Genomic DNA, 12,890 nt, shown 5'->3' with positions numbered 1-12,890 from the left:
CCACGACCACGACCAGGAGTCGGCGGCCGCCGAGGCCCCGCTGAAGGTGGTCGGCGAGCAGCCGGACCTCTCCAAGGGCACCGCGCGTCCGATCACCGTGGTGGGCAACCCGGTCCTGCACCGCGAGGTCAAGGACGTCACCGCGTTCGACGGTGAGCTGTCCGCGTTGATCGACGACATGTTCCAGTCGATGTACGCGGCCGAGGGCGTGGGCCTGGCGGCCAATCAGATCGGCGTGGACCTGAAGGTCTTCGTCTACGACTGCCCGGACGACGAGGGCGTGCGCCACATCGGCCACGTGATCAACCCGAAGCTGGAGGAGTACCCGGCGGACCGCCGGCGGGTGCTGGACGACAGCAACGAGGGCTGCCTGTCGGTGCCGGGCGCGTACGCCGAGCTGCCCCGCCCGGAGTACGCGGCGGTGACCGGCGTGGACAAGGACGGCCGGCCGATCCGGGTCGAGGGCACCGGCTTCTTCGCCCGCTGCCTGCAGCACGAGACCGACCACCTGTTCGGCACCCTCTACATCGACAAGCTGTCGAAGCGGGACCGCAAGGACGCGCTGAAGCAGATGGCCGAGGGCACCCCGCGGTACGCGACCGTGGCGAACGACTGACGAACCGGCGAGGGCCGGGGCGCGACAGGCGTCCCGGCCCTCGGCGTTCCCGCACTTGATTCCCCGTCGGGTGCGGCCCGTCAGCCGGGTGCCCGGCCGGTGGACTCGCGGGCGACCAGCTCCGGCGTGAACAGGTAGTCCCGGGCCTGCCCGCCGTGTCCCTCCAGCCGGCGCCACAGGGCCTCGGCGACCGCCGTGCTCAACGACGCGATCCTGGCGAACATCTTCCTGACCTCGAACGACTCCAAGACCGTCGCGGTCGGCCTCTACGGGATCATCTCCGGCCAACAGGACCAGAACTACGGGCTGTTCGCGGCCGGGGCGCTGGTGACCTCGCTGCCGGTGATCGTCGTCCACCAGTTCCTCCAGCGCTACCTGGCCCAGGGCCTGACCGTCGGGTCGGTCAAGGGGTGATCGGTGGCGGGTGCGGTGGGTGCGGTGGGTGCGGTGGGTGCGGCGGGGGTTCGTCGGCGGGTTTGTATCCGCCGGGTATCAGGGAGCGCGCGGCCTGACGTCGATGGGGGCGAGGAGGCCGGGGCGTCCGGTATCTGCCGTATCGTGCCCTTGTCCGCCGCCGTTTGCCGCCGTCTCCGTTCGCCGCCGCCCACCGCCGCCCACCGCCCGCCGCCCGCAGCCGTCCGAGCAGGAGCCGTCCGCCCGTGTCCTCGCCCGCGCCGCCCCCGCACCCCGTCCGCGTGCTGCTGGTCGAGGACGACGAGCTGATGCGCCGCTCCTTCACCGTCGCGCTGGAACGCTACGGCTACGGGATGCGCGCCGCGGCGGACGGCCTCACGGCGCTGGAGCTGTTCCGGGACGAGCAGTTCGACCTGCTGATCCTGGACGTGATGCTGCCCGGCCTGGACGGGATCGGCCTGTGCCGCAAGGTCCGGGAGACCAGCCTGGTGCCCGTCCTGATGATGTCCGCGCGCGGCGACGGCCTCGACGTCGTCGCCGGCTTGGAGGCCGGGGCGGACGACTACGTGGTCAAGCCCGTGGACACGTACGTGCTGGTGGCGCGCATCCGCTCGCTGCTGCGGCGGGCGACGTACGCGCCACCCGCCCCGGCGCCCTCGGCGGGAGCCGCCGACGGGGACGTCCTGGTGTTCGGGGACCTCACCGTCGACACCGCCGGAATGGAGGTGTCCGTCGGCGGGGCGCCGGTGGCGCTGACCCCGACCGAGCTGAAGCTGCTGCTGGAGTTCGCCGCCCACCCCGGCGTCGTGCTGGAGCGGCACACCCTGCTGCGCAACGTCTGGGAGTACGGCTGGGACGGCGACAGCCGGGTCGTGGACCTGTGCGTGCAGCGGCTGCGCCGCAAGCTCGGCCGGGAGCGGATCGAGACGGTCCGCGGCTTCGGCTACAAGCTCAGGCGCTGAGAGCGGTGCACCCGACTCCCCGGCCGGTCCGCGCCCCCCTGCGCTGGAAGATCGCCGCGCTGGCCGCCGCCACCGCCTGCCTCGTCGCGGTGGCGGTCGGGGTGCTGGTGCACCTGTGGACCGCACACGACATCCGCAGCCGGGCCGAGGCACAGGCCTTCAACGCCGTCTACTCGGCCATGGACGTCTACCGGCGCACCGGATCGCTGGCGGACGGCGCCGAACTCGACCCCGTCGACCTGCCCGCCGCCCTGCGCCACCCGGCCGACGGCGAACGGCACACGGCCTACGACGGGCACGCCGAAGGGAACTCGGGCCCGAGCTACTGGGCCGCCCAGGGCACCGGCGGGCCCGGCAGCCCCGTCCTCGCCATCCGGGTCAACCTGGCACCGCAGCTCTCCGACCTGCCCCGGCTGGACGCGGCGATGGCGGTGGCCTCGCTGGTCGCGCTCGTGGCGGCCACACCGGCCGCGGTCTACGGGGCCGGACTGCTCGCCCGCCGGCTGCGGCGGGTCGCCGAGACGGCGGGCCGGATCTCCGCCGGGGACCTCGACGCCCGGACCGGGCCCACCAAGGGCGGCGACGAGGTCGCCGACATCGCGGCGACGGTGGATCTGATGGCCGACAGCCTCGGCCGACGGCTGCGCTCCGAACGGCAGTTCACCGCGGACGTGGCGCACGAGCTGCGCACGCCGGTCGGCGGACTGCTGGCCGCCGTCGACCTGCTGCCGGCGGGCGAGACCGAGGACCTGATCCGGGCGCGGGTGCGGGACCTGCGCGGGCTGGTCGAGGACCTGCTGGAGATCTCGCGGCTGGACGCCGGGGCGGAGGAGGTGGCACGGGCCCGGGTGCCGCTCGCGGCCGTCGTCCGGGAGGCCGTGCTGCGCACCGGGTACGAGGCCGAGATCGCCGTGGAGGCCGAGCGGACGGCGGAGCGGACGGTCGAGACCGATCCGCGGCGGCTGGAGCGGATCGTCGGCAACCTCGTCGCCAACGCGCACCGGCACGGGGCCGCTCCCGTCCTGGTCACCGTCCAGGACCGTACGGTCGTCGTGCGCGACCACGGCCCCGGCTTCCCGCCGGACCTGCTGCGGCACGGACCGCGCCGCTTCCACACCGGCGCCGCCGAGCGCGGCACGGGCCACGGACTGGGGTTGACCATCGCGCTGGGGCAGGCCCGGCTGCTCGGGGCGGAGCTGCGCCTCGACAACGCGGAGGACGGCGGCGCGGTGGCCACGCTGCGGCTGCCGGGCTGAGCGAACCGGTTGCCGGGTTGCCGGGTTGCTGGGCTGCCGAGCTGCCGAGCTGCCGAGCTGCCGGGCTGACCGCTGCGGCTTGCGGTTGCTGCAGAACTGCCGCGAAGCGGCGCGGGGACCGATACACGGCGGCGCAGGGGCCTGATACGTGCTCCGGACACCCTTCGAAGTGCACCGACCCGCACCTTGACCCGCGCCTTCGGACAGGAGCCCCTCCCGTGATCGCCAACCCCCTTGCCCTGCAAACGACCCCCGGGGTCGCGGCCGCCGTCGTCGACCTGACGAAGACCTACGGCAGCGGCGACACCCGGGTCACCGCCCTGGACCGGGTCAGCGTGGCCTTCCGGGAGGGCGAGTTCACCGCGATCATGGGCCCGTCCGGCTGCGGCAAGTCCACCCTGATGCACTGCGCGGCCGGGCTCGACACCCCCACGTCCGGGTCGGTGCGGATCGGCACGACGGAGCTGGGCGGCCTGGGCGACCGGCAGCTCACCCGGCTGCGGCGGGACCGGGTCGGCTTCATCTTCCAGGCGTTCAACCTGCTGCCCACCCTGACCGCGCTGGAGAACATCACGCTCCCGCTGTCGCTGGCCGGGCGCACGCCGGACCGGCAGTGGCTGGACCGGGTGGTGTCGATGGTCGGGCTCTCCCAGCGCCTCGACCACCGGCCGGCCGAACTGTCCGGCGGGCAGCAGCAGCGCGTGGCGGTCGCCCGGGCGCTGGTCGCGCGGCCCTCGGTCGTGTTCGGCGACGAGCCGACCGGCAATCTCGACTCCCGGGCCGGGGGCGAGGTGCTCGGCTTCCTGCGCGGCTCCGTCAGGGAGTTGGGGCAGACGGTGGTCATGGTGACCCACGACCCGGTGGCCGCCGGGTACGCGGACCGGGTGGTGTTCCTGTCCGACGGGCGGCTGGTCGACGAGATGGCGCACCCGACGCCGGACCGGGTGCTGGACGTCATGAAGTCCTTCGCCGGCTGACCCCGCACCCGCCACTTCCGAAAGCTGATCATGCTGACCATAGCCCTGCGCAACGTCCTGGCGCACAAGGCCCGGCTGCTCATGACCGTCCTCGCGGTCTGCCTCGGCGTCGCCTTCGTCTCCGGCACCCTCGTCTTCGCGGACTCGACCGCCGCCGTCCAGCGGGCGGCCGCGTCCCGCACCTTCGCCGACATCGCGGTCAGCGTCACCGCGAAGGAGTCTCCCGCCGCCCCTGACCGGCCGAGTGCGCCGAGCGTGCTGACGGACGCGCTGGCGCGCCGGCTCGCCGACGTGCCCGGCGTCGCGGCGGTACGGCCGTCGGTCGACGGGAGCGCCACGTTGAACGCGGCCGACGGCCGACCGCTGCGGGTCAAGCGGGGGACGAACCTCGCGGCCGCCTACGTCCCGGGGCGCGACGGCAAGGACGCCCGCTACCCCGTGGTCGAGGGGCGGGCCCCCGCCGGCGCCGACGAGATCGCCGTCGACCGGGGCACCGCGGCGGCCGGCCGGTACCGGGTGGGCGACACGATCACCCTCGCCACCGACGGCCCGGTCCTCACCGCGCGCCTGGTCGGCACCGTCACCACCGGGGACACCCGGGTCACGGCCGGCGGCACGCTCACCCTGTTCGACCGGGCCACCGCACAGCGGCTGTTCGCAACTCCCGGGCACGACACCAGCCTTGAGGTCTCCGCCGGGCCGGGCACCGGCCAGTACGAGCTGGCGGAGCGGATCGCCGCCGTCCTGCCGCCCGGCACCGCCGAGGTCACCACCGGACAGGCGCAGGCGAACCAACAGGCCATCTACGTCGGCACGTTGACCCGGGGCTACCAGAAGCTGCCGATGGTCTTCGCCGGGGTGTCGCTGTTCATCGGCTCGTTCCTCGTGGTCAACACCTTCACCATGCTCGTCGCCCGGCGCACCCGGGAGATCGCCCTGCTGCGGGCGGTGGGCGCGACGCGGCGCCAGGTGGTGCGCTCGCTGCTGGCCGAAGCGGCGTTGGTCGGGGTCGTCGCGTCGACGGCGGGGTTCGCCCTCGGGCTCGGCATCGCGGCCGTGCTGCCCGGGCTGCTGAGCGGTGACGGGAACCAGGTGCCGAAGGGCCCGCTGGTCATCGGGCCCCGGCCGGTGGCGGCGGCCCTGTTCGTCGGGGTCGGGGTGACGGTGCTGGCCGCCTGGCTGCCGTCGCGCAGGGCGGCGCGGATCGCGCCGATCGAGGCGCTGCGGGCGGCGGCCGCCGCGCAGCCGGGCCAGCGCTCGTGGCTGCGTCCGACCGCCGGGGTGGGGCTGCTCGCGCTCGGCATCGGCCTGCTGGTCGCGCTCGCGGGTTCGGCCGAGGACGCCTCCGAGGCGAACCTGCGCAGCGCGATGCTCGGCTGCGGGGTCCTGGTCGTCGCCCTGATCGTGCTGGCGCCGACCCTCGCCGTCCCGGTGATCCGGCTGACGGGCCGCCTCACCCGGCGGTTCGGCGTCGCCGGCCTCCTGGCCCGGCAGAACGCGCTGCGCGACCCCCGGCGCACGGCGGCGACCGCCGCCACGCTGCTGATCAGCACGGCACTGGTCAGCGGACTCGCCACCATCGGCCACTCCACCGGGCAGGCCCTCGACCGGCAGACGGCGGACGGGCTCGCGGCCGACTACGTGATCAGCACCGGCGACACCATGACCGGCATCGACCCGGCCGCCGTCCAGCGGGTGGCCGGCGCCCCCGGGGTACGCGGCGCGAGCGCGGTCGCCGACTCCACCGTGGTCATCGGCGGCAAGGTGCGCGAGATCTCCGGCATCGACCCGGCCGACGTGAAGTCGGGCGGCGTGGAGCCCGGCGGCGTCGGCCAGGTGATGAAGCTCGACTTCGTGAGCGGCTCCGCGCAGGACCTCGGGCCCGGCCGGATCGCCGTCTCCAGCAGCGTCGCCCGCGAGACCGGGGTGAGCACGGGGGCCCAGGTCAACGCCCGCCTCGGCCGGAGCGAGGAGTTCACGCGGTACACCGTCGTGGGCGTCTACCAGGACAACCCCACCGCCCACGACGCGGTCGGCGCCCGGGGCGACGTGCAGAAGCACAGCTTCAAGCCCGGCTCCGTCCAGCGGATCCTCGTCCGGGGCGACGGCGCCTCCGGGGAGGGGCTGCGGGCGGCGGTGGGCAACAACCCGCTGCTGAAGGTGCAGGACCGGGCCGAGCTGGTCCGCGAAGCGGCGGGGACGATGAGCGACCTGCTGACCCTGATGTACGGGCTCCTCGGCATCGGCGTCGTGATCTCCGCCCTCGGCATCGTCAACACCCTGGCCATGTCCGTCACCGAACGGACGCGCGAGATCGGCGTCCTGCGTGCCATCGGCATGGACCGCGGGGGCATCCGTCGGATGATCCGCCTGGAAGCCGTGACGGTCGCGGCGTTCGGCACCCTGCTCGGCCTGGCCGGCGGCCTGTTCGGCGCCTGGGCCGTCGGCGCCCTGGCCGGCGGCGCGGTCAAGCAGTACACGCTGGCCCTGCCCTGGGGGACACTGGCCCTCCTCTGCCTCGCCTCCCTCACCATCGGCGCCCTCGCCGCCACCCTCCCCGCCCGCCGGGCCGCCACCCTCAGCCCCCTGGAAGCGGTCGCGGCAGCGTGAGCGCCCCGCCCGCCCGACGGTCCCCCGCCCGGCGCCCGCGCCGGGCGGGGGACCGTCAGCGCCGAGTCGGACACCGGCTCTCCGGCCAGACTCGGTCGGGGCACACGACCATGCGGAGGCCGGACCGGCGGCTGTCGGACAAGGCCGATCACCGGGCCCCGAGACGGCGCAGGACCGCGGATGCGGGGGCGCCGGTGGCGGTGCCGGACTGGACGGCGGCGTGGAGGCGGTCGCCCTCCGGGTCGCGGTAGAGCTGGGTGCGCAGCCACCAGCGCCGCAGGACGCCGCCGATCGTCGAGTCGTCGGCCTCGCCCATCTCCCGGTAGAAATCGATCCGCTGTGCCGGCGGGAGAGCGGCGGCGACGGCGTCCTGGGTCCGCGGGATCGGCTGCTGGCTGTCGTGGTGGCCGTGCAGGGGCGCTGCGCTCACCGTTCCTCCGGAAGTCTGGTGCGGGCGGGACCGGTACCAGCGTCCTCCCTCGCCGGCCCGGCCGGTACCGGGGTCGTCACGAGAGCCCCGATCTGGGTGTTCCTTCCCGGCGAAGATTGACCGGTCTCGCCGAGCTTCGACGGGTACGACCGGAGCCAAAGGCCATCTCCGCCCCTACGGTCGTCAGATGACCTGGCTACCTCTTCTTGGAACTCTGCTGGGCGCTGTCATCGCGCTCGGCTCAACTCTCCTCGTGGAGCAGCGGCGAGAACGGAGAGAGGATCGCAGGACACGCCTCAAGACGAAACAGGAAGTGTATGCGCGCTACCTCGCTGCCCACGCCGATACCCGTACGCAGCTGCGGATCATCTCGGTCGCATCGGACCTGACCGACGAGGAACGCGGATATCGAGCCTTCACCGCATACGCCGCCTGCTATGCCCCCAGGTATGAGCTCGCGGTGCTGGCCCCCCAGCAAGTGTTGGCCTTGGCGAAGGACTTCGACCGGTGCGCTCGTGATCTTCGAGACCTCATTATCGAAGGCACACGGATCCCGACTCACGGCCGGCAGCGCATGCAGAAGTACCTCGCCGCCCTGAGCGCGGTGCAAGGTGCAATGCGAACTGACCTGGGCGCTGACAGTGACGAGTAGAAGCTGCCAGCAGTGATGCAGTCAGAGTTCGGCGAGATCGGCCAACCTTCGCTGAGACAGGACACGATGTTTGGGGCCGACTCAGGTGATCCGGACCGTCGAGGCCTGGTTCTCGCTCATTGCGGTGAAAACGGTCATAGTCGAGGCGACGGCGTCGATCCCGGCCGGTCCGGTGATGCGCAGCCACGCGAGGTCATCGAGTCCGTCGAATCGCCGGACGCGGCGGGTGACGTCCGTGGGCCAGGAGTGCGGAAGCTTCGGCAGGTGAATCAAGGAGATCTCGTCGATGAAGCTGCCGACCATCTGCGGGGGCTTGGTGACCGAGACATGGTGGAGACCGGAGAGTGAGATCACGACGTCCGGGTTCCACGGTCCCTCCCTGAGGGTGATCTCCCGGGAGTCCTCCTCGGCGAAGTTCTCGAACGAGACGCGGCTGATGGAGTATCCGACGCGCGGTGCGAGTGCGGCATTGGCACATCGGTTCTTGAAGGCGTCCCGCGCCTCGGTCCTGTCCGTCACAACGAGATGCTAGGAGCCCCGGCCGTCCTGGGCACCCACGATCTCGACCAGGCACCCGGTCGTCAGGTCCTTCCGGACCGGGTTGTTGTCGATCCGCGCGCGCATTCATCTTCCGTCCCGGCTCTGCGGTGGCCAGGTGGGCGTATCGAGTGCTGGCGCAGGAAGTCGGAATGGCCGACTTTCTGCGCCGCGAAGTTCCTCTGGGGTCGGTTCCTGTCGGGCGGATCGGCTATCGGCAGAGATCCTGTGGCGCAGGCTTCCTATTCTCGAAGGAACTCGTCTCGAATCCCTTCGGCCAGTGCGCGAATGTCGTCTCCGTGTAGTGCTACGGCGTCGAATTCGGAGAATTTCGACAGATGGACGTCGACATCTCGTGGATCGTGAGTGGTGATCTCTGAATGGAACGTCCCCACGATGACCAGGCGATCGAGCTGTGTAGCCATGACGGCAGGAGGGCAGATCCGCCAACGTAGTACGTGTTCACAGATGAGGAAGTGGAACTGCCGCTGGCGTTCGTGCAACACGGCCTGGCGCTCCAGTCGAGCCGCGATCGTTCTCGCCTTCGCCCCTTCCGGTAGCTCTGGGTGCAAGGCGAAGGCGGCCGAGACGTATTCGGCGCTCTGGGGCAGTCCAGGAATCAGCTGCCCTGGAAGAGTCGGAATGAGGTCCACGTCCTGCACGCTCGGCAGGGTCTTGCCGTTTTCGGTCTTCGAAAACTTGGCTGGAGACATGGAAGCCCTGAGGGCGACGGTCTCGGCTGTCCTGTCCGAGGCGATTCGTAGCGCCCGCAGGGTCAAGAACGCGATCTTTCCGGAACGGGAAAGTGGTTCAGCTGGCCCCGACCGGCGTGAACGCCGGGTGGGGGCGGGGGAGTTCGGGGGGATGGGGTGGGTGGTCGGGGCGGTACGGACAGAGGTGCCCCGCGCGGCGGTGGGCCGGGCGGGGCACCTCTGGTGTGTCTGAGCGGTTTAGAAGTCGTCGTCGAAGGCGACGGAGCCTTCGACGGCGACCTGGTACGCGGAGACGCGGCGCTCGAAGAAGTTGGTCAGCTCCTGGACGTTCTGGAGCTCCATGAAGCCGAACGGGTTGGTGGACCCGTAGCGGATCGGCAGGCCGAGGCGGGCGAGGCGCTGGTCGGCCACGGCCTCCAGGTACTGGCGCATGGAGTCGGTGTTCATGCCGGCGAGGCCGTCGCCGCACAGGTCCTGGGCGAACTGGAGCTCGGCCTCGACGGCCTCTTCCAGCATCTCGGTGACCTGCTTGGCCATCTCGTCGTCGAAGAGGTCGGGCTCCTCCTCGCGGACCGTGTCGACGACCGACATCGCGAAGTCCATGTGCATGGACTCGTCGCGGAACACCCAGTTGGTGCCGGTGGCCAGGCCGTGCAGCAGGCCGCGCGAGCGGAACCAGTACACGTACGCGAACGCGCCGTAGAAGAACAGGCCCTCGACGCACGCCGCGAAGCAGATCAGGTTCAGGAGGAACGCGCGGCGGTCCTCCTTGGTCTGCAGCGAGTCGATGTGGTCGACGGCGTTCATGTACTTGAAGCAGAACTGCGCCTTCTGGCGGATGGAGGGGATGTTCTCCACCGCGTCGAAGGCCGCCGCGCGGTCCTCGGGGTCGGGCAGGTAGGTGTCGAGCAGCGTCAGGTAGAACTGGACGTGCACGGCCTCCTCGAACAGCTGGCGCGACAGGTACAGCCGCGCCTCCGGGGAGTTGATGTGCTTGTAGAGGCTCAGCACCACGTTGTTGGAGACGATCGAGTCCCCGGTGGCGAAGAAGGCGACCAGGCGGCCGATGAGGTGGCGCTCGCCCTCGCTGAGCTTGGCCAGGTCGGCGACGTCGGAGTGCAGGTCCACCTCCTCGACGGTCCAGGTGTTCTTGATCGCGTCCCGGTACCGGTCGTAGAACGACGGGTAGCGCATCGGGCGCAGGGTCAGCTCGAAGCCGGGGTCGAGCAGCATCTTCTCGCGGTCGGGGGTGCTCACTGGCAGGCCTCGCAGGACTCGGGGTTCTCCAGGGAGCAGGCCAGCGCGGCCTCCTCCTCCGGGGTGAGGGTCGGGGTGTTCACGGGCGCGGGCGCGGGCGCGGCGGCGCGGGCGGTACCGGAGGCGGCCTGGGCGATCCGGGTCGCCGGGCGCGAGCGCAGGTAGTAGGTGGTCTTCAGACCGACCTTCCACGCGTAGGCGTACATCGAGCTGAGCTTGCCGATGGTCGGCGCCGCCATGAACAGGTTCAGCGACTGGCTCTGGTCGAGGTACGGCATGCGGGCCGCGGCCAGGTCGATCAGCGCGCGCTGGGGCAGCTCCCAGGCGGTGCGGTAGAGCGAGCGGACCTCGGCGGGCAGCCAGCCCAGCTCCTGGACGGAGCCGTTGGCCTCGCGCAGGGCGTCGCGGGTCTGCTGGTCCCAGACGCCGAGCTCCTTGAGCTCGCGCACCAGGTACGGGTTGACCTGGAGGAACTCGCCGGACAGCGTCTCGCGCTTGAACAGGTTGGAGACCTGCGGCTCGATGCACTCGTAGACGCCGGCGATGGACGCGATGGTCGCGGTCGGCGCGATGGCCAGCAGCAGCGAGTTGCGCAGGCCGGTCTCGGCGATGCGGGCGCGCAGCGCGGTCCAGCGGTCGGCCCACTGCGGGGCGGCCGTCGGGAAGTGGTCGATGTGCAGCTCGCCGCGGGCGGCGCGGGTCTCGCCGTAGGCCTCGTGGCGGCCCAGCTGCTCGGCCAGGTCGGCGGAGCGCTCGTACGCGGTGAGCATGATGCGCTCGGCGATGAGGGTGGACAGCCGCGCGGCCTCGGCGGAGTCGAAGTCGATCCGCAGCTTGAAGAAGACGTCCTGGAGGCCCATCACGCCGAGGCCGACCGGGCGCCAGCGGGAGTTGGAGGTGCCGGCCTCGGTGGTCGGGTAGAAGTTGATGTCCACCACGCGGTCGAGGAACGTCACGGCGGTGCGGACGGTGGCGTCGAGGCGCTCCCAGTCCATGGCGCCGAGCAGGTCGTCGACGGAGGCCCCCGGGGCGACGTGGGCGCCGAGGTTGACCGAGCCGAGGTTGCAGACGGCGGTCTCGGAGTCGTCCGTGACCTCCAGGATCTCGGTGCACAGGTTCGAGGAGTGCACCGTGCGGCCGGGGAGCGCGGTCTGGTTGGCGGCGCGGTTGGAGGCGTCCTTGAAGGTCATCCAGCCGTTGCCGGTCTGTGCCAGGGTGCGCATCATCCGGGCGTACAGGGTCTGCGCGGGGATGGTGCGCACGGCCTTGCCGGCCAGCTCGGCCTTGCGGTAGGCCTCGTCGAAGTCGGAGCCCCACAGGTCGACGAGCTCGGGCACGTCGGCGGGGGAGAACAGCGACCAGTCCTCGTTGGCGTTGACCCGGCGCATGAACTCGTCCGGGATCCAGTGCGCCAGGTTGAGGTTGTGGGTGCGCCGCGCCTCCTCGCCGGTGTTGTCGCGGAGCTCCAGGAACTCCTCGATGTCGGCGTGCCAGGTCTCCAGGTAGACGCAGGCCGCGCCCTTGCGGCGGCCGCCCTGGTTGACGGCGGCGACCGAGGAGTCGAGGGTGCGCAGGAACGGGACGATGCCGTTGGACTTGCCGTTGGTGCCGCGGATCAGGCTGCCGCGCGAGCGGATGCGCGAGTAGGACAGGCCGATGCCGCCGGCGTGCTTGGACAGCCGGGCGATCTGCGCGTAGCGGTTGTAGATCGAGTCCAGGTTGTCCAGCGGGGAGTCGAGCAGGTAGCAGCTCGACATCTGCGGGTGCCGGGTGCCGGAGTTGAACAGGGTCGGCGAGGAGGTCAGGTACTCCAGCCGGCTCATCAGGCCGTACAGCTCGGCGACCTCGCGCACCGACTGCTCGCTGTCGCCGACCGCCAGGCCGCAGGCGACGCGGAGCAGGAAGTGCTGCGGGGTCTCGATGACCTTGCGGGTGATCGGGTGGCGCAGCAGGTAGCGGGACTGCACGGTGCGCAGGCCGAAGTACTCGAAGCGGTCGTCGCCGTGGGCGTCGATCAGCGCGTCCAGGGCGGCGGCGTGCTTGGCGACGAAGGCGGCGGTGGTGTCGCCGATCAGGCCCTCGGCGTGGCCGACGGCGATCGAGGCGGCGAAGGAGCGCGAGCCCTGGCTGTTCGCCTCGTCGACGATCTCCAGGGCGAGCAGCCGGGCGGCGAGCTTCGAGTACTGGGGGTCCTCGGCGATCATCGACGCGGCGGCGTCCACGGCCAGCCCGCGCAGCTCGGCGAAGTCCGAGCCGGCGTGGCGGCCGCGCAGCGCGGCGGCGGCGACATGGCCGGGGTCCACCTGGGGGAGATCGACGCTGCGGTCGGTGAGCAGCCGAAGGAGCGCGCCACCGGGGTCGGAGACCGTCGGGTCGGTGGGGGCGGGGCCGGTGCCCTGGGCGGGCAGGGTGGCTGAGGCAGCGGTGGTCAAGGCGCTCTCTCCTGGCGGCGATCGGCGGTGGTGC

General features: G+C 71.8%; 12 protein-coding genes and 1 pseudogene. 7 read left to right on the top strand and 6 right to left on the bottom strand.

From position 1 onward, the window contains the following. Positions 1–76 precede the first annotated feature (76 nt). Positions 77–616: pseudogene (def, locus tag ACFVTF_RS35305) on the top strand (peptide deformylase); the annotation flags it as partial. 80 nt (positions 617–696) lie between these two features. Here def and ACFVTF_RS35300 read toward each other — a convergent pair. Further along, positions 697–819: a hypothetical protein gene (locus tag ACFVTF_RS35300; protein ID WP_387818094.1), complete on the bottom strand. Its 123-nt coding sequence runs from the start codon at positions 817–819 to the stop codon at positions 697–699. Here ACFVTF_RS35300 and ACFVTF_RS35295 point away from each other — a divergent pair. The 5 genes from ACFVTF_RS35295 (at position 812) to ACFVTF_RS35275 (ending at position 6,835) form a co-directional block, all read left to right on the top strand. After that, positions 812–1,030, top strand: a complete 219-nt coding sequence (locus tag ACFVTF_RS35295) for a hypothetical protein (protein ID WP_387818093.1) — start codon at positions 812–814, stop codon at positions 1,028–1,030. The two genes, ACFVTF_RS35300 and ACFVTF_RS35295, sit on opposite strands and share 8 nt — an antisense overlap. A 245-nt stretch (positions 1,031–1,275) precedes the next feature. Then, positions 1,276–1,992, top strand: coding sequence for a two-component system response regulator CseB (gene cseB, locus ACFVTF_RS35290; protein WP_387818092.1), 717 nt, complete (start codon positions 1,276–1,278; stop codon positions 1,990–1,992). A 5-nt stretch (positions 1,993–1,997) separates the two neighbouring features. Beyond that, positions 1,998–3,248: a sensor histidine kinase gene (locus tag ACFVTF_RS35285; RefSeq protein ID WP_387818091.1), complete on the top strand. Its 1,251-nt coding sequence runs from the start codon at positions 1,998–2,000 to the stop codon at positions 3,246–3,248. Positions 3,249–3,466: 218 nt separating this feature from the next. Next, positions 3,467–4,225 (top strand): ABC transporter ATP-binding protein, encoded by a 759-nt coding sequence (locus ACFVTF_RS35280; protein WP_387818090.1) that lies wholly within the window; start codon positions 3,467–3,469, stop codon positions 4,223–4,225. Positions 4,226–4,255: 30 nt separating this feature from the next. After that, positions 4,256–6,835, top strand: a complete 2,580-nt coding sequence (locus ACFVTF_RS35275) for an ABC transporter permease (RefSeq protein ID WP_387818089.1) — start codon at positions 4,256–4,258, stop codon at positions 6,833–6,835. Positions 6,836–6,983: 148 nt separating this feature from the next. Here ACFVTF_RS35275 and ACFVTF_RS35270 read toward each other — a convergent pair whose 3' ends face one another. After that, positions 6,984–7,265 (bottom strand): hypothetical protein, encoded by a 282-nt coding sequence (locus ACFVTF_RS35270; RefSeq protein ID WP_387818088.1) that lies wholly within the window; start codon positions 7,263–7,265, stop codon positions 6,984–6,986. 187 nt (positions 7,266–7,452) lie between these two features. On the opposite strand from ACFVTF_RS35270, the gene ACFVTF_RS35265 reads away from it, so the two are divergent. Continuing rightward, positions 7,453–7,917, top strand: a complete 465-nt coding sequence (locus tag ACFVTF_RS35265; RefSeq protein ID WP_387818087.1) for a hypothetical protein — start codon at positions 7,453–7,455, stop codon at positions 7,915–7,917. 81 nt (positions 7,918–7,998) lie between these two features. On the opposite strand, the gene ACFVTF_RS35260 is transcribed toward ACFVTF_RS35265, so the two are convergent. From ACFVTF_RS35260 to ACFVTF_RS35245, 4 genes are all read right to left on the bottom strand, one after another. Continuing rightward, a complete protein-coding gene (locus ACFVTF_RS35260) occupies positions 7,999–8,436 on the bottom strand; it encodes a hypothetical protein (protein WP_387818086.1) in 438 nt (145 codons plus the stop codon). Between the two features lie 260 nt (positions 8,437–8,696). Further along, positions 8,697–9,233 (bottom strand): Scr1 family TA system antitoxin-like transcriptional regulator, encoded by a 537-nt coding sequence (locus ACFVTF_RS35255; RefSeq protein WP_387818085.1) that lies wholly within the window; start codon positions 9,231–9,233, stop codon positions 8,697–8,699. Between the two features lie 171 nt (positions 9,234–9,404). Further along, entirely contained in the window at positions 9,405–10,424 is a 1,020-nt protein-coding gene (locus ACFVTF_RS35250; protein WP_363619348.1) for a ribonucleotide-diphosphate reductase subunit beta, read from the bottom strand. Beyond that, positions 10,421–12,832: a ribonucleoside-diphosphate reductase subunit alpha gene (locus ACFVTF_RS35245; protein WP_387818107.1), complete on the bottom strand. Its 2,412-nt coding sequence runs from the start codon at positions 12,830–12,832 to the stop codon at positions 10,421–10,423. The genes ACFVTF_RS35250 and ACFVTF_RS35245 overlap by 4 nt, the downstream gene beginning before the upstream one ends. Positions 12,833–12,890 lie beyond the last annotated feature (58 nt).

The organism is Kitasatospora sp. NPDC057940, from assembly GCF_042887425.1.
Classification (GTDB): Bacteria; Actinomycetota; Actinomycetes; order Streptomycetales; family Streptomycetaceae; genus Kitasatospora.
Note: the sequence above shows the minus strand (reverse complement) of the source record. Positions and strands in the feature narration are given on the sequence as shown.